General features: G+C 45.9%; 14 protein-coding genes and 2 tRNA genes. 13 read left to right on the top strand and 3 right to left on the bottom strand.

Translation table 11 applies throughout. The features are described from left to right. Nucleotides 1-121: 121 nt before the first annotated feature. The 3 genes from HQ29_RS02850 to HQ29_RS02840 all read left to right on the top strand — a co-directional run bounded on the left by HQ29_RS02850 (nucleotide 122) and on the right by HQ29_RS02840 (nucleotide 4,279). Complete coding sequence (locus HQ29_RS02850) at nucleotides 122-2,407, top strand: outer membrane beta-barrel protein (RefSeq protein WP_036867467.1); 2,286 nt, start codon at nucleotides 122-124, stop codon at nucleotides 2,405-2,407. 22 nt (nucleotides 2,408-2,429) lie between these two features. Beyond that, on the top strand, nucleotides 2,430-3,449 hold the full coding sequence (locus HQ29_RS02845; RefSeq protein ID WP_036867425.1) for an OmpA family protein: 1,020 nt from the start codon (nucleotides 2,430-2,432) through the stop codon (nucleotides 3,447-3,449). An 80-nt stretch (nucleotides 3,450-3,529) separates the two neighbouring features. Further along, complete coding sequence (locus HQ29_RS02840; protein ID WP_052089733.1) at nucleotides 3,530-4,279, top strand: 2-phosphosulfolactate phosphatase; 750 nt, start codon at nucleotides 3,530-3,532, stop codon at nucleotides 4,277-4,279. 440 nt (nucleotides 4,280-4,719) lie between these two features. On the opposite strand, the gene HQ29_RS02835 is transcribed toward HQ29_RS02840, so the two are convergent. The 3 genes from HQ29_RS02835 to aroC all read right to left on the bottom strand — a co-directional run bounded on the left by HQ29_RS02835 (nucleotide 4,720) and on the right by aroC (nucleotide 7,771). Next, nucleotides 4,720-4,793: transfer RNA gene (locus HQ29_RS02835), tRNA-Met, on the bottom strand. Between the two features lie 248 nt (nucleotides 4,794-5,041). After that, a complete protein-coding gene (locus HQ29_RS02830) occupies nucleotides 5,042-6,508 on the bottom strand; it encodes a type I restriction enzyme HsdR protein (RefSeq protein WP_036867423.1) in 1,467 nt (488 codons plus the stop codon). Between the two features lie 171 nt (nucleotides 6,509-6,679). Further along, nucleotides 6,680-7,771, bottom strand: a complete 1,092-nt coding sequence (gene aroC, locus HQ29_RS02825; protein WP_036867422.1) for a chorismate synthase — start codon at nucleotides 7,769-7,771, stop codon at nucleotides 6,680-6,682. A 183-nt stretch (nucleotides 7,772-7,954) separates the two neighbouring features. On the opposite strand from aroC, the gene HQ29_RS02820 reads away from it, so the two are divergent. The 10 genes from HQ29_RS02820 (at nucleotide 7,955) to HQ29_RS02765 (ending at nucleotide 19,912) form a co-directional block, all read left to right on the top strand. Next, a tRNA-Pro gene (locus HQ29_RS02820) sits at nucleotides 7,955-8,029 on the top strand. Between the two features lie 138 nt (nucleotides 8,030-8,167). Continuing rightward, complete coding sequence (locus HQ29_RS02815) at nucleotides 8,168-10,018, top strand: ABC transporter ATP-binding protein (RefSeq protein WP_036847400.1); 1,851 nt, start codon at nucleotides 8,168-8,170, stop codon at nucleotides 10,016-10,018. A 22-nt stretch (nucleotides 10,019-10,040) separates the two neighbouring features. After that, nucleotides 10,041-10,634, top strand: coding sequence for a TetR/AcrR family transcriptional regulator (locus HQ29_RS02810; RefSeq protein ID WP_052079503.1), 594 nt, complete (start codon nucleotides 10,041-10,043; stop codon nucleotides 10,632-10,634). A gap of 33 nt (nucleotides 10,635-10,667) precedes the next feature. Next, nucleotides 10,668-11,414 carry a 3-oxoacyl-[acyl-carrier-protein] reductase gene (fabG, locus tag HQ29_RS02805; RefSeq protein ID WP_036864746.1) on the top strand — a complete coding sequence of 249 codons (747 nt, stop codon included), beginning with the start codon at nucleotides 10,668-10,670 and terminating at the stop codon, nucleotides 11,412-11,414. Nucleotides 11,415-11,431: 17 nt separating this feature from the next. Further along, nucleotides 11,432-12,118 (top strand): RluA family pseudouridine synthase, encoded by a 687-nt coding sequence (locus HQ29_RS02800; RefSeq protein WP_036867419.1) that lies wholly within the window; start codon nucleotides 11,432-11,434, stop codon nucleotides 12,116-12,118. A gap of 15 nt (nucleotides 12,119-12,133) precedes the next feature. Beyond that, the gene (locus HQ29_RS02795; protein ID WP_052089731.1) at nucleotides 12,134-12,865 is read left to right on the top strand and encodes an MBL fold metallo-hydrolase; all 732 of its coding nucleotides are present in this window, start codon (nucleotides 12,134-12,136) and stop codon (nucleotides 12,863-12,865) included. A 96-nt stretch (nucleotides 12,866-12,961) separates the two neighbouring features. Further along, on the top strand, nucleotides 12,962-13,207 hold the full coding sequence (locus HQ29_RS02790; protein WP_036867417.1) for a GlsB/YeaQ/YmgE family stress response membrane protein: 246 nt from the start codon (nucleotides 12,962-12,964) through the stop codon (nucleotides 13,205-13,207). Between the two features lie 59 nt (nucleotides 13,208-13,266). Next, entirely contained in the window at nucleotides 13,267-15,105 is a 1,839-nt protein-coding gene (locus HQ29_RS02785) for an AMP-dependent synthetase/ligase (protein WP_036790336.1), read from the top strand. A 1,027-nt stretch (nucleotides 15,106-16,132) separates the two neighbouring features. Next, nucleotides 16,133-17,881, top strand: coding sequence for a phospho-sugar mutase (locus HQ29_RS02770; protein WP_036867412.1), 1,749 nt, complete (start codon nucleotides 16,133-16,135; stop codon nucleotides 17,879-17,881). Between the two features lie 21 nt (nucleotides 17,882-17,902). Next, a complete protein-coding gene (locus HQ29_RS02765; protein WP_152566474.1) occupies nucleotides 17,903-19,912 on the top strand; it encodes a hypothetical protein in 2,010 nt (669 codons plus the stop codon).

Genomic DNA, 19,912 nt, shown 5'->3' with positions numbered 1-19,912 from the left:
AAAAGCGGTATTCAATTTCAGAATACCGCTTTCCTTTTATATATTTTTACTATCTTTGTACTACACTGAAGGAGTTATCTACTACGATAAACACATTCGTAATGTTCTAAATTTTATAACCATGAAAAGAAAACATCTACTGACCGCCCTTCTGATTGGGGCATCCGCTTTTGGAACTACAAACGCTCAGGTAAGAGACGTCAGCGTAACCGTTTCTCCCTTGATCGAGTACCAGTGGTGGAATAAAAATATCAATCTTGAAAACAATATGTTCTATGGGCTTCGTGCCGGATTTGGATTCGGTCCGCATTTCGAACTGAGAGCTATTGCTGAAAAATCTTTTGACCTCAAAGGGAAACTCAAGAGTCTCAATTGGAATGTTGCAGACAATCTTGCAGAAAAGTTACCTAATCACTCGTTGGATATCACACGCATTGGAGGAGAAGCCAAGCTCAATATATTCTCCGGCGTATCGTTCTCTCCTTATATATTGGCAGGGACCGGTATTCAGTATTTCGACTATAACCCATTGACAGAAGGCACGGACGCCAGAGCGCATAAAGAGCAACAGATCTATGCCTCTTTGGGTGCAGGTCTCAAGATGAATATCTCTCCGCGCGTGGTCTTCTCTTTAGAAGCGAAGCAGCTACTGTTCAATATGGACCCGACGAATGCGTATCTGAATCCGCATACACAGAACAAGAACGAGTTTTTGAAGAACTATTCTGCTCTTGCATCTCTGGATATATACCTTGGCGGATCCAATCCAAGATTGAACACATCCTTGGACAGACGTGTCCGTGACAGTTATACAGGAGGTTTTGCACACGGACTCAAATTTGTTCTTGAACCGGGTGTAGCATTCATGGACTTCAATGAAAGCTTCCCATATAAAGACCAATGGTTTGTGGGAGGTTCAGCCGGAATAGATTTCTCTTCCCTTGTCGGAATACGCGGTTACTACTATCAGGCAACAGAGGAACCGGGAAAACTCTCCACGAAGTTCAATAAAGAGTTGCGCATGTACGGGGCTAACGTGATTGCACGCCTCAATCAGCCTCGCGGCGTTGTACCTTACTTGCAGTTTGGTGCCGGCTATCTTGATGCAAGAAAAGATGAAAAGGAAATCAATCAAACCGATTTCAACAAAAACAATCTCTTTGCACAGGCAGGAGCAGGTATAGAAATACCTCTTTCTCGCTACTTTGCTCTTTACGGTACAGCCAATGCCATCTTGATGTCCAAGCAGGATGTTTCTCCCGAAAAGATCGTTACGCCTTCTCAAGTAAAAGCCAACATGATGTACACAGCAGGTTTACGCATCAATCTTGGTGCTCCTGTCAAGAGTGCTTCTACGCTTTACGGCTCTGCTTTGGAAAGAGAGAGAGAGAGAAGCAATGCTGAGATCAATGCACTTCGTGCCGAGTATGAAGACAAGCTTGCCGCTATCAACCGACAGCTTGCAGAAGCTCTAAAAGCAGGAGATGACGCACAAGTGGAAACACTTATGGAGCAACGCAAAGAGGTCTTGGAAGAAAAGAGCGTTACAAGCAAGAAGATAGAAACCGTATCTCAACCGAGAAGCAGTGAAACAATGACAGCTCGCGAGTTTGAAGAGCTTGTGGACAGAGTAGTAGAGAAAGTGCTTACACAAAGAAAATCACGTAGAAGCCACGCTGTTTCGGACGCAGATTTTGCTTTGGTTCTATCGGCTCTCCGTCAAGATCAAAGAGGTGTGGCACCATCTTCCAACGATGCTTTGGTAGCCGAGCTTAAGGCTCTCATAGAAAAGATGGACAGAAACTACGACACACTTCTCCGCTCCAACGTGCAGCCGCAACCCTCTACAACGGTTATCATGCCTACACAACCAAGACAGTCCACACCGCTTGTTGCTCCTGCCCAACCGGTGATCATCAATCCGGAACATGCGACACAACCAAATGCCAAAGAGGGACGCCGAGTGATTTCAAAGTCAATGGAGGGAGACGCTTATCAGACTTCCACCAAAACCGCATTCCTCAGATACAACACTTTGGCACCTATCGTCGGAGTAAACTTCGGTGAACAACTTTCAGCCAATATCGGTCTTCGTGCTTACCTGCAAGTGAGCGATACCAACTTTGACTTCGTTCCCGAACTGTTCATAGCATTGGGCAAAAAGACCGGTTATGGTCTTTCCGGTAATGTGATATACAATATATCGCTTCCTGCAGATTCGCCTATCCAACCTTATATTGGCTTTGGATTGGGACTGTTTAAGCAATACGACACGATGAGAGCCGGTAGTAACATCATACTCGGAACCAACCTTAAGGTGGGCGAGAACTCTATCTTCGTGGACTATTCTACACGCAACTTATTCCAAAACAACCAGATTACAGTAGGATATCGCTTCGTATTCTAACCCCAAAATTCGATGTTAGATTATGAGAAAAATACTTATAACAGCTATTCTTCTTCTCTCTGTGCCCGGCTTTGTATGGGCACAGAAGAAGGAGGTTGTACACAAAAAAGAGTCTAAAGAGAAGGTTCGCAAGACCAGTGTACTACGTCCGGGAGAGGGAGAAAAGCTTATCCCGATCTCACGCCAACAGGCAGAAATCCTGGTTACGGAGCTTGTAACCGCCGCCCTCGAAAGAGACTCCATCGAATCTCAAAGAGAGTTGGATGCTCTTGTGATGCGCGCCAAAATAGAGGCTCTCAAGCGTAAGATGATAGACGAAGCGTTGGCAAAGAGTTACAGCGGACACCTTGAAGCTCGTCTGGATCGCCTTGAAAGGCTCCTGCTTCTAATGGTAGCCAACAACAGCAAACTGCCTCCGCAGGTTCTCCAGACACTCATCTTACCGGAGTCCGGTTCTGCTCCTGCGGTATTGCCGTCATCTGCACCTGTTATCGTAAACACCGCTCCGCAACCTCCTCGTTCGGTAATGGAACCTCCGATACTCAGAGAGGAGAGCCGAGTGAAACCCCAAACGGCTCTTCCGTTGGTGGAAGAGAGGGTTTCTGCTCCTGCATCACCTCAAGATCAGAGAGTCGCAAAGGTGGAGCTTACGATAGATGCCAAAAATCTTCCTAAGGATACCATCGTGGAGTATATCCAAGTGGCACAGGCAAGAACGCCTCGCATCTCTCACAAGATCTTCTTCCCCGTAGGTTCGGACAAGATTTCCGGAGAGTACGAGACAGCTCTGAAGCAAGTGATTGTCTACCTGGAAACCTATCCCGACCAACGCATCCGTCTCAACGGATATGCTTCCCCTGAGGGAAATCTGGCTAAGAACAATGCTCTCTCCGCAAAGAGAGTGGAAGCCGTAAAGCGCTACCTCATGGATAAAGGCGTATCACCATCTCGCATAGATGCTTACATGGGCGGCATAGACAGTGTTTCCTCCACTCCGGCACAAGCCAGACGTGTGGAGATTGTCTCTATTGATAACGACTAAAATCGGTCTGATCCGATCTTATATCCAAAGCCCGAAGACTCTCCCACAGAGTTGCTTCGGGCTTTTTCTTGCAAAGACGAATGATGAGAAACAAAATCAAAATAGACCTCTGCATCTCTCCCCTTCTACTCCCTCCCTACTCGGAAGGTGTGGATAGAGTGGTTGTCGTGGATGTTTGGCGTGCAAGCAGCACCATCGTAACGATGCTGGGTAATGGTGCAAAAGCGGTCTATCCGCTCGACTCTCTTGAAAAGGCAGAAGCCAAAGCCGCAATGGGAGAGATTGTAGGCGCGGAGAGAGACGCACGCAGATGCTCTTTTGCCCGGTGCGGCAACTCTCCCTGCGAGTATCAGCCCCATTTGGTGGCAGGCAGATTCATATATTTCACGACCACCAATGGCACTCACGCCTTGGCGGAAGCGATGAAGATAGCAAAAGAAGAAGTGCTGGTTGGAGCATTCGTCAATATCGAAGCCCTCGCCCGCTACCTTGCCCGACACTCCGGAACGGTACTGATACTTGCAGCCGGATGGCGAGACAAGATGAGCTTGGAAGACTCCCTGTTTGCCGGTGCGCTGTACAGCTCTCTGAGCAGACTTACCGACCTCACTCCGCTATCGGACTCCATAAGATCCATGAACACCATTTGGAACGATCACAATGAAGAGTTGGCTCTCTATCTCTCCACTACCGACCACTACGCTCGCCTCGAAGCTCTCGGGCTGGAAGAAGATGCCGCCTACTGCCTGAAGCAGAGCATTTGGGATGTCGTTCCCGTCTGCCAAAACGTCAAAGGTGAAACCATGATAGTGGATAAGCAGGGCCGATAACCGCCAAAGCGGTATGCAAACTCCTTTTAACCTTTTTTGGAAAAGGGCTAAACCCGTTCAAAAGTTTCGCTAAACAGATACAAGGGATAAAAACAAGGCTTGGTCTCCAAAAATCAAACCACAATTTTTGGAGACCAAGCCTTGTTTTGTAGAACTCGAACCTTGATCTGAAAACTTTAACCTCTTTACGCCTTTTATTGAACCTTATCGGCAAAACTTCCGAACCCTTTTACCTCTTTTCTCATCAAGCATCATACCCGACCCTCTTGCCGTAAAGAGAAAAAAGGAAACAGAAATCAGGAGAAGCCAGACACTTCAAAACCCTCCGTAAGAGCTGTTTATCGCATCCGGACGACCTATTCGGAGGAGCAGAAAGAGGGTAACAAAAAAGGTGTCGAAGCCTCATCCACCGGGATGTTCTCCGACACTTTCTAAAGAAGTAGCGAGACCGAGAATTGAACTCGGGACCTCATGATTATGAATCATGCGCTCTAACCATCTGAGCTATCTCGCCGTTTGCTGTGCAAAGATAAGTCAAAAGATTTGAACTCACAACACCAATTCCCTATTTTTTCTCTGCAACAGCCATATTCGAGAAACAATAACTCCCCCACAAGAGCAATCCAGCTTTTCTTTCAAACCCATTATGATTTCAGTACAAATCCCTTACATGTCGCCTTTCCCAAGTGGAGACTTCCACGATAAGTACTTTTCCGCAAGGGAACGAGCAAAAGCGGAGACGATGTATATCCTACTTCAAACTTATGCTTTCAACAGAGATTTTATCTCTACGAACTTATCCGGATTCTTCATATCTCCCCAATAGTACCGAACGCCCGTATTTCTATCAAAGCCTCCCTTGTTCTGATAAATTATCATACACTCTTTATCACAAAGAACCATCGTGGATGCTTGCAGAATAAGAGCATAAGAGCGTGCTTGACTAAAAGCATCAGCAATCTCCCTGCTGCTTTTCATGTGATATTTTGCTTCTATCATAACGGAACATTTTCCTTTAGCTCCATCATATCCTATCACGTAGTCGGGAAAGATAGATGTACCTCTACCCGACTGGATGGGCACTTGACGGATAAAATCTCTACCCTCAAACAATCCGATAGAGTTGAGTGTCGGTTCAAGCAAATCGGTCTCCACTCCTCTCTCATTTTTGATATTCGTGTTTTTGGGGAGTTCCGGAGTATAAAGTTTTGGAAGAGTGCTAATATCAAAACCTTTCGATTGAAGTATTCGTTGCAGATTTTGATAATCCTCACTACTCATACTGGTACCATTTACTCCCTGAAAACTCTTGCGTACAAGTGGATGAGAAGAGAAATACTCATCTTCCCGAAGTTCCTTGATGGTAATAGCCGGTACCTCTATCCCGCTTCCCAAATAAATATTAGCGTAGTAATAGAAGAATGGATCTACTACTCCATCTATTTGCGAAATCCAAATATGCGTTATCGCACTTATGGGAGCAGTCTCGTAGTGTACCAGTATATCTCCTTTCTTTGTCTCCGGATTTGCCTGCCATAGCTCTGTTCCTGCACTTTTATCAATCTCACTTATAAATCCTCCGATAAACCATGCTTGAGAAGGAAGAGGCATAGAGCCTGTTTCCTCTCTATTTATATCACAATATTGGGGTGCAAAATCGTACAAGAAAGCACACAATTCAAGAGGAGATAATCCGTGCTCTTCCCTAAAGCGATAAAAGACCTCACACAGCTCCCAATAGTACATACATCGAGCTTTATAGTCTGATTTCTTGGGAAGTTTAGGTAGCATTATATCAAATGTGTCTGCTATTTTATAAAGATCAAAAGCTTTGTACCTAAAAAGATAAGGAAAGAAAAAATCAGGGGAGCGATAATAACACAAAAATGAAAGCATAACAGTCATTCCAAGCATCGCCTTGTAATCTCCTTTTGGAAGATACTCAGTATCATTTTCTACAATGCCTGAAGATAAAATATTCTCATATACAGCCTTTGCTTCCTCCATACTCAAAGGCTCCTTCTGGTTTGAAATATTACAAACGTAGAGATCTTCCATAACACAATTAAAGAAGTCTTCATCTTCCGGAATAGCTTCAATTGGGTTTATTTTTGACATTAAACTAAACTCATTCATAGATAAGTTTTCCGGGTCAAACAGGGAAGCGGTCTCTCCCCATGCAGGACTTTGCTTGTACAAATCCCATGCATACTTGTTGAATTTGCTCATTGTTGTGGTTTTATATGTACTTATTGTTTACTTGTTTATCTCTTTTGAGGTTCTATTATTTGCAATGTATCAATGGCTATAACGTGGATAATGCAGCTTTTTCTATAAGATATTTTGATAATCTATACCATAAACAGAGATTTCAAAGGGAATACCCCAAATATTGGAGCGTTATCCCTCTCGTCTGTCTCCCAAAGAAGCGAGATAAGAGTCCGCCAAAACCAGAGCAGCCATAGCCTCCACGATAGGGACGGCACGAGGTAAGACGCATGGATCGTGCCGTCCGGCAATTTCGATCTCCACCTGTTCCCCGGCCTTATTCACGCTCTGCTGTTTCTTGGAAATGCTTGAAACCGGTTTGAATCCTACCCTGAAACGGATCACTTCTCCATTGGAAATACCGCCCTGAATACCTCCGGAGTGGTTGGAAAGCGTAGCTATGCCACGAGGAGAGTGCGGACACGGCACAAAGGAGTCGTTCTGCTCGCTTCCTCTGGCATGGCATCCGGCAAAGCCGTCTCCCAGCTCAAATGCCTTGCAAGCGTTTATGCTGAGCATCGCAGAAGAGAGTTTTGCACTCAGTTTGTCGTACAAAGGTGCTCCCCATCCGGGAGGAACTCCCCGAATAATGCAGGCAATAGTACCTCCAACGCTGTCTCCCTCCTCTCTTGCAGCCTTTATCTCCTCTTCCATTTCACGGGCAATTTGGGAGAGGGGCGTTCTCACGGCATGAGCCTCCACCTCTTCTTTCATCACAAAATCCAAGTAAATCTGAGGCATGGAGACCTTTCCGACAGAAGCCGTATAGGCTACTATCTCTATCCCCATATCGTTAAGGATCTGCATTGCAATGGCTCCGGCAGCAACCCGAACGGCTGTCTCTCGTGCGGAAGAGCGTCCTCCGCCACGATGATCCCGTACACCATACTTGGCTGTGTAGGTATAGTCGGCATGAGAAGGGCGGTAAACCTGTTCGAGAGAAGAGTAGTCACCGGAACGTTGATCCGAATTTCTGATAAGAAAAGCGATAGGCGCTCCTGTGGTGATGCCGTCCATGAGTCCGGAAAGAAACTCTATCCGATCCTCTTCTTTACGGGGCGTGGTAAGATCCGAACCGCCCGGTCTTCTCCTGTCCAAAGCTTCCTGCACTTCATCCAAGCGCAGTGCCACTCCTGCCGGACAGCCATCTATAACGCCTCCAATGGCTGCGCCGTGACTCTCTCCAAAGGTCGTAAGACGAAAATGTGTGCCTATCGTATTCATGATAATTGCCGTTTAATTTCTGTTTATCAAGGGGAAATTGCCTCTTCTTACGCTTCAAAGATAGCGATATTGAAGAAAGCGGAGAGAGAAGAAGAGATTTTTCGCTCCGACTCTTGCGAGAATAAAAAAGTTGTCTTACCTTTGCAGAGCAAAAGACAAAAGGGTCTCACGATCTTGTCTTATCGGGGTGTAGCGCAGTCCGGTTAGCGCACCTGCTTTGGGAGCAGGGGGTCCCAGGTTCGAATCCTGGTACCCCGACAAATCGAGAAGCTCAATTTCCGCATCAAGGAGATTGAGTTTTTTTCGTATTCTATCCTTTTGAAATGGTCCTGTGTAGGGACATCCCTAACGATAAAAATCGTTATCTTTGTTATTCATATCCACAAAACAGCAGAGATGAAGAAATTTATCGGACTCATAAAACGCTTTGTGCCACCCTATAAGTGGTACTTGGTGATGAGTATTCTTCTTAATATCATATCCGCCATCCTCAATCTTTTCACCTTTGCACTCATCATGCCCATCCTGCGCATACTCTTTAAGCTGGATGCCGGAGTGTATGACATGAGATCATGGAGCGAGCTTAGCCTTGGCTCTATGAGTGGTCTGAAAGAGGGGGCAGAAATACTTAAACACAACTTCAACTACTATCTGACCCAAATGATAGAGACCCAAGGCGGCTCCTATACGCTGATAGTTCTCGGAGTGGCTCTTGTGGTAATGACGGCTCTAAAGGTTGGCACCTCCTATCTTGCAGGGTATGCACTTCTTCCAATCCGCACCGGTGTGGTACGGGACATCAGAAACCAACTCTACCGAAAGATGCTCTCTCTTCCGCTCTCCTTTTTCAGCGAAGAGCGCAAAGGAGACATCATTGCACGCGTGGCAGGTGATGTGAACGAAGTGGAAGTGTCTGTGATGAGCTCTTTGGATATGTTGCTGAAGAACCCGATAATGATCACGATATTCCTCGTAGGCATGATCGTGATCTCTCCTCAGCTTACCCTCTTCGTGTTCATACTTCTTCCCATTGCCGGATATATCATGGGACGAATAGGCAAGAAGCTGAAACGCACCTCCCTATTAGGACAACAACAGTGGGGACTCCTCATGAGTATGGTTGAAGAAATGCTGAGCGGCTTACGCATTATTAAGGCTTTCCGTGCAGAAGATAAGATGGACAGACGTTTCGGTGAATTTAATAACACTTTCCGGAGAACCTCTATACGCATTACTCGTCGCCAGATATTGGCTCATCCGATGAGCGAATTTCTCGGCACGGCAACGATAGCCATCGTATTGTGGTATGGTGGTACGCTTATTCTTGAAGGCAGCGACTCTCTCGAAGCAGCGACATTCATCTACTATCTTATCATCTTCTATAATCTTATCAATCCGGCAAAAGAACTTTCAAAAGGAGCTTATGCCGTACAGCGAGGCATGGCATCCTTAGAGCGGATAGACTCTATCCTCAACGCAGAAAACCCTATACAAGACCCTGCAACTCCGGAAGAGATTACGTTTGACAGGAGTATCAAGTTTGATAAGGTCTGGTTCCGCTACGGGCAATCGTGGGTGCTTCAAGACATAAACCTGGAGATACCGAAAGGAAAAACCATAGCCCTCGTCGGCGAAAGCGGCTCCGGAAAGAGTACGCTCGTGGATCTTCTACCACGCTTTTACGATGTAACGGAAGGCTCCATAAAGATAGATGGCAAGGATATACGTCAGCTCCGGGTGGCAGACCTGCGCTCCATAATGGGGAATGTGAATCAGGAGGCTATTCTGTTCAATGATACCGTCTTCAATAACATTTCGTTCGGTGTGCCTAATGCGACACAGGAAGAGGTGGAGCGGGCTGCAAAGATTGCCAATGCCCATGAGTTTATCTCTCAAATGGCAGAAGGGTATCACACCAATATCGGCGACAGAGGAGGAAAGCTGTCCGGCGGGCAGCGGCAACGCTTGAGCATAGCTAGAGCGGTGCTTCAAAATCCGCAACTGCTGATACTGGATGAAGCCACTTCCGCCCTTGACACCGCCTCCGAAAAGCAGGTGCAGGAAGCATTGGAAAACTTAATGAAAGGACGTACAGCCGTAGTGATCGCTCACCGTCTCTCTACAATTGTGAAAGCCGATATTATATGCGTTTTGAGTGAAGGAAAAATCGTGGAACAAGGCACACATCAACAGCTTCTTGCTCTTGAGGGTCATTACTCAAGATTATGCAAAATGCAACAATTCTAATCTATCTTAAACAGCTCCCGATATGGCATTATCAAAGACACGAAAGATATTTGTAGAAACAGCTCGCCAGCTTTTTGCGAAGATTGGAGTAGAGGCAACGACCATGAACGACATAGCTCAAGCGGCAAAAAAAGGAAGAAGAACTCTCTATACCTACTTTAGAAGTAAGGAGGAGATATTTGCAGCTGTGGTGCAGACAGAGTTGGACACCCTTTACGAAGAGCTTAGAGAGTTTTCGGAGATAGATCTTCCTCCCCAAGATAAGCTGGTCCGGTTTGCTCTTCGTCGCTTTCAGGCGATAGATAATATCGTCAAGCGAAACGGCTCTTTGGATGCAGACTTCTTTCGTGACATCATGCTTGTGGAGCGTACTCGCTTGAAGTTCGACATCAAAGAGCGCAGACTGATAGAGAAGATCCTGCAAGAGGGTGTGGATAAAAAGATATATGTGGTACGGGATGTAAAGTACATGGCATACATTATACAGAGTGCTTTCAAGGGGTTAGAGGTTCCTTTTATAAAAGGATTCATTAGTCTGGACAACGAAGAGATGAAAAACCATCTCATCGATCTACGCAAACTCTTCATGAATGGGCTGTGTGGCAACTACAAGTAACAGAAATAACACAATAATAAAACCAATAAACAGATGAAACTTTTAGAAGGAAAAGTAGCTTTAGTTACCGGTGGCAGTAGAGGTATAGGTAAAGGTATTGCAATCGAACTGGCTAAACATGGAGCAAGTGTCGCTTTTACAGGTAGAAGCCTTAACGCCAATACCGAAGCGGTAGAGCAAGAAATAGCAAATCTTGGCGTAAAAGGAAAAGCTTATGCCTCGGATGCGGCAGACTTTACAGCGGCTCACCGGTTGGTGGAAGAGGTTATGAAAGACTTCGGTAAGATAGATATTCTGGTCAATAATGCCGGTATCACTCAGGACGGACTGCTCATGAGAATGACAGAGTCGCAATGGGACGATGTTCTGAACGTGAACCTAAAATCTGCTTTCAACCTTACTCACGCCGTTACTCCCATTATGATGAGAGCGCGTCAAGGCAGTATCATCAATCTCGGATCAGTGGTAGGAATTTCCGGGAATACAGGACAAGCCAACTATGCAGCCTCTAAAGCCGGTTTGATAGGCTTTTCCAAGAGTGTGGCAAAAGAGTTGGGCTCAAGAGGCATCCGCGTCAATGTCATCGCTCCGGGCTTTATAGAGACAGACATGACTGCCGAACTTCCGGAAGAATCAAAGAAGCAATGGGTTGCAGGATTGCCTCTTAAGAGAGCCGGTCAACCCGAAGATATTGCAGGCGCAGTAGTATTCTTCGCGTCCGATCTATCCTCATACGTTACAGGTCAAGTGCTTCCCGTTTGCGGAGGGATGGAGATCTGATCTAAAAGATAAGTGTAATGAAGCTTGAGATTCTCTACGAAGACAACCATATCATTGCGGTAAACAAAAAGCCCGGAGATATTACTCAGGGCGACAAAACGGGAGATACCACTCTTCCGGATATCATAATGGACTTCATCAAAAAGAGAGACAATAAGCCGGGAAACGTTTTTTTGGGGGTGATTCACAGATTGGACCGACCCACTTCCGGTGTTGTGCTGTTTGCCAAAACCTCTAAAGGACTTTCTCGTTTCAATCAACTTTTCAGAGAGGATAAGGTTTGCAAAGTTTACTATGCACTGGTAGAGCAACCTCCCGTTCAGGAAGAGAATCCCAAGCTTGTACATTATCTCAAAAAGAACGAAGAGCAAAACAAATCCTATGTCGTAAGTAAGAACAGCCCCGGAGCCAGGGAAGCTGTTCTTGCTTACCGGACATTGAAGCAGGGTACACACTTTACGCTGTTGGAAGTAAAGTTGTTCACCGGCAGACATCACCAGATCCGCTGCCAGCTTTCATCTATCGGATCTCCCATAAGAGGCGATCTGAAGTATGGAGCAAAGCGGTCCGGACCAAAAGGGAGTATCGGTCTCCATGCCCGTACAATCTCATTCACGCATCCGATATCCGGCAAGGAGGTAGCAATTACCGCGCCTTATCCTTTGGACATAGACGGTGCATGGAAAGTGGCAAACGAGAAGTAACAACACATTTTTAAGATGAAGACTCTTCACTTTATAGCTCACAGCACCTGTTTGATAGAGACAGACGAGAGCTTTCTGCTCTTCGACTTCTACAACTCATCCCAAACAACTCCCACGCTAATGAGGCTTCTCTCTCATGAGAAGCCTCTTGTTGTTTTCTGCACACACTCGCATCACGACCATTATAGCCGGGATATATTCGATCTGCTAACGCCTTTTCATCCCACTTATATCTTTTGCGAACAGGTACGAGAGAGTGTACCCGCAGATCGGATAGACGATGTGATATTTCTCTCCATCCTTGAAGAGTATGCTCTGAAAAGGCTTGGATTATCCCTGAAAGTGTACGGCTCGACAGACGAAGGCGGCTCTTTTTACCTCCGATTACGGGATGGATTTACAATTTTCTACGCCGGCGATCTCAACCATTGGCATTGGGATCAAGAAGCCAACGAATACTATCGCTCTCTGTATGCGGCTGCATATAAAGAAGAGCTTGCAAACCTCTCTGCCGATAAGCTTTATCCCATGGATCTGCTCCTGTTCCCTACCGATCTTCGCCTGGGTCCCAACTATCTTCAAGGGTTGGAAGAGTTTCTCCAAACGGTAACCACCACCCGATATTTTGCACCCATCCATTGGAATGGTACGCCTGACAACCTAAAAAAATTGGAGACAATTTCAGAAAAATTCGGGTTTAAGATTGTGGATACATCGCAAGGAGCGATCTCTGCAATCCTTAAATAATCCCCGATATCTCACTATTTTATATTATATTTGTATAGTAGAGGTCTCCGATTGGAGCTATCTTGTTATTAAAAACACACAAAAACATTACAGGTTATGAGTTTTATTTTATCACTTATTATTGGTTGTGTTGCCGGATTTTTAGCAGGCAAGTTGTTCCGTGATCGTTCTTTCGGAGTATTTATAAACACTCTGCTCGGCCTCGTGGGTGGAGCTGTCGGAAGTTTGGTTTACAGTCTGTTGGATATTCAAGTGGGCGATAGCAATTGGGGACAGTTCGTTATGTCTTTCATTGGAGCTTGTATCATTCTCATTATAGCCAATATCTTCCGTAAGAAATAAAGGCTTTTCGGACTAAAAACAGAAGAGTGATCTTCCAATAAAGACAAGAAATAAGAAACATGGCACAGGAAAAGATACACCATTTAGCAGAGTTAGCTCCGATACAAGCACAGAAATACGGCTCGGATGCAGCCCTAAAAGTACGTTCGGAAGATGGGAAATGGAGTAAGATCAGCTGGGTTACTCTTAGCGATTATGTACAGAGAACGGCACAAAGTCTCATAGAGTTTGGAGTCGCTCCTCAAGATTGCGTGGGAGTCTTTTCCGAGAACAAAGACAAGGTTGTCTATGCAGATTTGGCAATATACAGCATACGTGGAATATGTGTGCCCGTATATGCTACATCCGCTCCGGAGCAACTTCGGTTTATACTTGACCAAACCGGAGTCAAGATACTCTTTGTCGGTGACCAAATGCAGTATAACATTGCTTACAAGATGCTGAAAGAGATAGACTCTCTAAAGCAGATTGTGGTGTTTGAAACCAGTGTGCGCCTTCATCCGGAAGATAGTTCATCACTCTATTTTTCGGACTTCCTGAAGCTCGGAGATACCATCAATGCAGCTGCTGAAGTCAAGGTAAGAAGATCCAAAGCACTTCGATCGGATATTGCGACCCTTATATACACCTCCGGAACAACCGGACTAAGCAAAGGAGTAATCATTACTCACAACAACATCATAATAGCTCTCGAAGGGCACATCATCCGCATACCGGATATGGGACACTCTCATTGGTCTATCAACTTTTTACCGATGTCTCACATCTTCGAGAAGCTCTGGAGTTATCTCTGCCTGCAACGTGGAGTACGCATAGCCATTTGCGACAAACCGAAAGAGATTCTGACCTACCTCAAAGAAGTAGAACCGCACTTCCTCTGCAACGTTCCACGATTCTGGGAAAAGGTGTATATGGGAGTACAGGAAAAGATAGAGACCGCCTCTCCATTTGTCCAAAAAATCTTGAGAAGAGGGCTTGAGATAGGTAAAGAGTACAATCTGAAATACAAGATACACGGGCTCACTCCTCCTCCATTGCTTGCCATCAAGTATGCTTTCTTCAATAAAACCGGCTTTAGTGCAGTAAGAAAAGCAATAGGTCTCTCGCATGGAAAACTTTTCCCAACGGCGGGAGCGGCTCTCCCTATCAAGATCAACGAATATCTTCAATCCATGGGCATTCCGATCGTAGTGGGTTACGGGCTCAGTGAGACCTCAGCCACCGTCTGCTTCTACCCTCAAAAGAGATACATTCTGGACTCTATCGGCGAGACACTGCCCGGTGTTTCGGTAAAGATAGACCCCGATACGGGAGAAATCTTAGTAAAGGGAGGCACAATAACACCCGGATATTATAAAAACCCGGAAGCAACAGAAGCCGCCTTTACAGCCGACGGATGGTTCAAAACAGGAGATAAAGGACGCATGGAAGGGCAGACCATATTCTTTGAAGAACGGCTCAAAGACCTCTTCAAGACTGCCAATGGCAAGTACATATCCCCTCAACAGATAGAGGGCTTGCTATCATCAGACAGATACATAGAGCAGATAACTGTGATTGCGGATAACCGACCCTATGTGAGCGCATTGGTGTATCCCAACTGGAGTGCGGTGCGCACGGCACTGGACAAGCGCCAAGTGCCGAACAAAGATCTGTCAGAAACAGATCTTGCAAAGATGGAAGAGGTACACACTCTTATCGAAGGTCGCATAGAGCAAGCCCAACAAGGCCTTGCATCGTTCGAGCGTATCAAACGCTTCCATATCCTTTCGCAGCCGTTCTCGATAGAGACAGGCGAGCTGACCAATACACTCAAAGTAAAACGCCGTGTGGTACAAGAGAAGTACGAAAAGGAGATCAGCGCCATCTATAACGGTCAGAGTGCAGACATAAAATAGCATCGGAAGATCCTGTTTATAGGATTTTCGGAGATAAGGCTCTGTATGATTTTGGGAAAAGAGGACACTCCTCCACCCCATCATACAGAGCTATTTTTTGCCCTTATTTTTCATCTCGAAACGGCAAAAAACAGAGTCATTTCAGCGTGCACTTTTATATAAAAACGGAGTGCCGTTTCTCCCCATTTTCAACCTCGTGGAAGAGAAAAAAAGAGAGCGATGCCAGGAGCAATATAAGGATAAAGATCTCTATTCTGAAAGCAATAATCTGAAAGACAAACTAATACAGAAAATCTCAAAAACGGAGTCAACTCTCCTCTTGGTCTCATTCAAGCCCCTTTTTTGCGTTAATAGAGTTTAATTTTCGGAGTATTCATTGTAAACATTCTATAAAGACAAAATGACTCAAAAAGTGCCCAAAAAGCATAGGAAACAGATAAATCACTAATAATCAGCAAACTAACCAAATTTTCTAAACACTTTAATTGAATCCGGTAAACGTATTAAATGAAATCGGTAAATACGTTTACCGGTTTCGTTAAATACTTTAAGCCGACAAAATATACTGCTTTATCGTTTTGAGTGAACCTGTATCGAAAATAGCGTTAATAAAATGAGGCGAATTTAACAATTCGATCGTGCTCTAAAAACAACCCCTCCGATCAAAATAGAGAGCGACCATCAGAGAGCTGTTTTCAACGGGATGGAATATATAAAAATAGCCTCTCCGTTTCCCCATTTTCGAGTTCCCAAAAAGAGAGAAAACCAGCCGTTGTTTTTCCGAAATATTCTTCTTTTTGGAGAGACTTGTTCTTCAAACGGAATTGAAGTGGTGCCTCTTTTTTATCATAGTTTTGGGAAGACTTAAAGAAATGGTTCCTTTCACCGGAGAGACTCATCCAAGCCAACAGATAATATAGACAACAAGAGAGGCTATCCTCTACCTTCATTTTGGTACGCTCTCTCTATTTCGTTATCTTTGCAGGACGGACATAACATGAAACACATACAATAATTTCTTTAGATTATGGCAACAGAACAGCTACTCCAACTCGTCACGAGTAAAGCTCAGCAATGGCTCACGGACGGATACGATGCGGAAACACAAGCAGAAGTGCGCCGCATGATGGAGTCAGAAGATAAAACATTGCTCATAGAGTCGTTCTATAAAGACCTCGAATTTGGTACGGGAGGGCTGCGAGGCATAATGGGCGTAGGCTCCAATCGCATGAACAGATATACGGTAGGTGCTGCCACACAAGGGCTATCCAACTACCTGAAAAAAGAGTTTGCATCTCTTCCCGAAATTAAGGTGGTCATAGGACACGACTGCCGCAACAACTCTCGTAAGTTTGCAGAGATAGCGGCAGGGGTATTTGCGGCAAACGGCATAAGGGTTTACCTGTTTGAAAATCTTCGTCCTACTCCGGAGGTCTCTTTTGCCATTCGCACACTCGGCTGTCAAAGCGGCGTGATGATCACGGCATCGCACAACCCGAAAGAGTACAACGGCTACAAGGCATACTGGAGCGATGGTGCGCAGATGATTCCTCCGCATGACAAGAACACGATAGCAGAGGTCAATCAGATACGAGACGTGAAAGGGATAAAGTTTGATGGTCCTACCGACATGATAGAGATATTGGGAGAAGATATGGACAAGCAGTTCCTGGATGCCATCGCATCTCTTTCTCTCTCTCCCGATGCGGTAAGAGCGCACAGCGACATGAAGATTGTCTACACTCCTATCCATGGTTGCGGACAGAAACTTGTACCGGCTGCGCTTCGTGCTTTCGGCTTCAAAAACATCATCTCGGTACCTGAACAGGAAGTGATCAGCGGAGATTTCCCTACCGTTGTATCTCCCAATCCGGAAGAGCCGGCGGCTTTGAAGATGGCATTGGACAAAGCAAGAGAGGTGAATGCCGACCTTGTTTTGGCATCGGATCCCGATGCAGACCGCATAGGCTCCGCTATTAAGGACAACAACGGAGAGTGGATACTGGTCAATGGTAACCAGACTTGTCTGCTCTATGCTTACTATGCAATAGAGAAACGAAGAGAGAGCGGACAGCTCAAGGATAACCAATACATCGTAAAGACGATAGTTACAACCGATCTTATCCGCACTATTGCCGAAGCAAATAATGTGGAACTGTACGACAGCTATACCGGTTTCAAGTGGATAGCAGACATCATAAGACAAAACGAGGGCAAGAAAGAGTACCTCGGCGGAGGCGAAGAGAGCTACGGCTATCTGTGGGAAGACTTCTGCCGGGACAAGAACTCCGTCTCTGCTTGTGCCATCCTTGCCGAAATAGCAGCATGGGCAAAAGAGAAAGGTATGACTGTCTACCAACTTCTGGATCACATCTATACCGCTTACGGATTCTCTTACGAAGTGGGCGTTTCCATTGTCCGTAAAGGAAAATCCGGTGCTGAGGAGATAGAAGGAATGATGAAGGGATACAGAGAGAGACCTATGAACACCATAGACGGATCGCCTGTAACCGAAATGCTGGACTACGTAGACCTGAAGGGAAGACTACTTCAACAAAACGAGGAATTCACTCTCGATATGCCGACCACAAGCAATGTTCTGCAATACAGAACGGCAGACGGCACAAAGCTATCCATACGTCCTTCCGGAACAGAACCGAAGATCAAGTACTACATAGAGGTACACTTGAAGGTAAAAGAAGGATCAGATCTTGAAGTTATCCGCCAAGAGGCTCGTGCCAAGGTGGAAAGGATAAAGTCCGAACTCGCTATATAATCCGACCTATCTCTTCTGACAATGAAGATAAAAGAGAACCGCCGACAATCTTTGGTTATGGCTCTGAAGACCATAGCCGTAAAGGGATCGGCGGTTCTCTTTATTTGTTGTGCTCTGCTCATCTCTTGTAAAACCTCTCCAAAGGTTACGGGAGAAATCGAAATAGACTTCAACTCCCCCATTGCCGCTGCCACAGCACTTTCTTATGGTGTTGTATTTACCAATGAAGGCAGTGGAGAGAGAGCGGCACTGGATTATAATCTCATCTACAACTCCTCTTTCAATCTTGGAGCATACGTTCCTCCCCTTTGCCGATACAGCTCGGTGGAAAAGAGTTTGACTACTCCCAACGGCTACACACTGCCCTACCCGGAGCAGGGAGTGTGTACGGGCTGGGAAGTAGAAAAGGGCAGGCTCGACCTTGTATCGGATAAAGAGCAAAATCATCTTATGAGAGCGGTTCCGATAGCCTCGGATTCCGTTAAGAGTGTTTGCCGTATCCTCTCCAACAGAGCCGATACAAAGTTTTCCGTTGCCGCTGATGACCGGATGACACTTCGGTTCAAAGCTCGTGGGTTGAACAGCCCCGTGACACTGCGTTGCTACATAGAGCATAGAGACTCACTGCGCATCTCTTCTCCCATAGAAGCTATGTGCGAAGGGGGGGATAAGTTCGGCACGTTCTCCAAAGAGCTTAAAGCAGATCTTTCGGCAGATAGTGCATACCTTGTAATAGAGACAACCGGTGCGGTAGAGCTTGATGATGTATCTCTCTTTGCCTTCGGGTACAACAAAGAGCAGGAGTACGCCCTCCCGAAAGGCTCGTTAGAGCTGCTCAAGCAACTCAATCCCTCTTTCACTTCATTCCCCGGAGGAGGTTTGGCAGACGGCTATTATGAAGAGACTTATTACGATTGGGCGTCCGACTCTTCATCCCGTTCTCTTTGGACATTGCAGGGTAACGAGTTCCCCAAACAGTTTCTGCTTTCTCACTTCCTCTCTTTGAGCAAGGAGACAAAGAGCATGCCTCTGTACGTTGTCAACTCCGGTATCACCTCCATAAAGGCATTACCCCGACATGAGAGTGTATCCGAACTGCCCAACAGAACCGAAAAGCTGAGGAAAGCAATAGGGTATATTTCCAAGAATACCACTCTTCCCACTCCGTCCGACACCACCCTTTTCTCCAAAACACTACTGCCGAAGATTGTATTTGGTAGCGGTATGCGTGGAGAGGAGTACACTCGAAGATTCCTTTTGATGCACAATGCTTTCTCGCCGGACTCGACCGGGGTGGAGCTTATACCGGGTGGAGTGTTGGAGATATGGCCCACACCCAACTTCTCATTCGCCCACACCACACAGGAGATACAGCATACCGACAGCTTTATAGCCTCTCTCCCTCCGGAACGAGACTCTTTGGTCTATATGAGACAGCCGGAACTTTACGGAGAGATCTCCTTTCCCTCCGTTCTGGAAAACGAACAGGTTCGGTGGCCTCAGCTTGTAGACAGAATGTTGTTGATAATCGAGCTTGAAAAAAGAAGAGAGCAGGTCAAAGGAATAGCCTTTTCTCCTCTCTTTGCGGACAGATTTCGCTGGAATCTACTTCCGTTATTCTACACGCACGGAGGGGTTTCCAAGGGCAGCAGTCTGTATGAACTGCTCCTCCGGACAAGCACAAACAGCGGAAGCAAACTGCATCCCTCTGCCAAGAAAAAGGTGATACCCGACACCATAGACGACCTCCATCTCTCCTGTACATCCTCTGCCGATGATGGAGAGTGCTATATAAAGGCGGTGAATACCACTCGTCACGAACTCATCTATAAGATCAACCTCAAGAACACAAAGCGAGAGTACAAGCATCTGCACATCACAAGATTTCGGCACAAACACCCGGAGTCCGTCCCGCAAACCCCGCAGTTTGAAGTGTATGAGATAGAGAGTGAAACCTCTCTATATGCCGACTCCGCTCTGAAAAACCTTACGATCTCTCCTTACGAGCTGATCATTCTAAAACTATTCTGA

Source organism: Porphyromonas canoris, from assembly GCF_000765975.1.
Classification (GTDB): Bacteria; Bacteroidota; Bacteroidia; order Bacteroidales; family Porphyromonadaceae; genus Porphyromonas_A; species Porphyromonas_A canoris.
This window is presented reverse-complemented; position numbering and strand designations above follow the sequence as displayed.

Bases quoted from the DNA above. Each gene is read 5' to 3' on its own strand.
- HQ29_RS02800 (WP_036867419.1), top strand. From the start codon at position 11,432: ATGAAGCTTGAGATTCTCTACGAAGACAACCATATCATTGCGGTAAAC.
- HQ29_RS02845 (WP_036867425.1), top strand. From the start codon at position 2,430: ATGAGAAAAATACTTATAACAGCTATTCTTCTTCTCTCTGTGCCCGGC.
- aroC (WP_036867422.1), bottom strand. From the start codon at position 7,771: ATGAATACGATAGGCACACATTTTCGTCTTACGACCTTTGGAGAGAGT.
- HQ29_RS02795 (WP_052089731.1), top strand. From the start codon at position 12,134: ATGAAGACTCTTCACTTTATAGCTCACAGCACCTGTTTGATAGAGACA.
- HQ29_RS02815 (WP_036847400.1), top strand. From the start codon at position 8,168: ATGAAGAAATTTATCGGACTCATAAAACGCTTTGTGCCACCCTATAAG.
- HQ29_RS02785 (WP_036790336.1), top strand. From the start codon at position 13,267: ATGGCACAGGAAAAGATACACCATTTAGCAGAGTTAGCTCCGATACAA.
- HQ29_RS02840 (WP_052089733.1), top strand. From the start codon at position 3,530: ATGATGAGAAACAAAATCAAAATAGACCTCTGCATCTCTCCCCTTCTA.
- HQ29_RS02850 (WP_036867467.1), top strand. From the start codon at position 122: ATGAAAAGAAAACATCTACTGACCGCCCTTCTGATTGGGGCATCCGCT.
- fabG (WP_036864746.1), top strand. From the start codon at position 10,668: ATGAAACTTTTAGAAGGAAAAGTAGCTTTAGTTACCGGTGGCAGTAGA.
- HQ29_RS02790 (WP_036867417.1), top strand. From the start codon at position 12,962: ATGAGTTTTATTTTATCACTTATTATTGGTTGTGTTGCCGGATTTTTA.
- HQ29_RS02810 (WP_052079503.1), top strand. From the start codon at position 10,041: ATGGCATTATCAAAGACACGAAAGATATTTGTAGAAACAGCTCGCCAG.
- HQ29_RS02770 (WP_036867412.1), top strand. From the start codon at position 16,133: ATGGCAACAGAACAGCTACTCCAACTCGTCACGAGTAAAGCTCAGCAA.
- HQ29_RS02765 (WP_152566474.1), top strand. From the start codon at position 17,903: ATGAAGATAAAAGAGAACCGCCGACAATCTTTGGTTATGGCTCTGAAG.
- HQ29_RS02830 (WP_036867423.1), bottom strand. From the start codon at position 6,508: ATGAGCAAATTCAACAAGTATGCATGGGATTTGTACAAGCAAAGTCCT.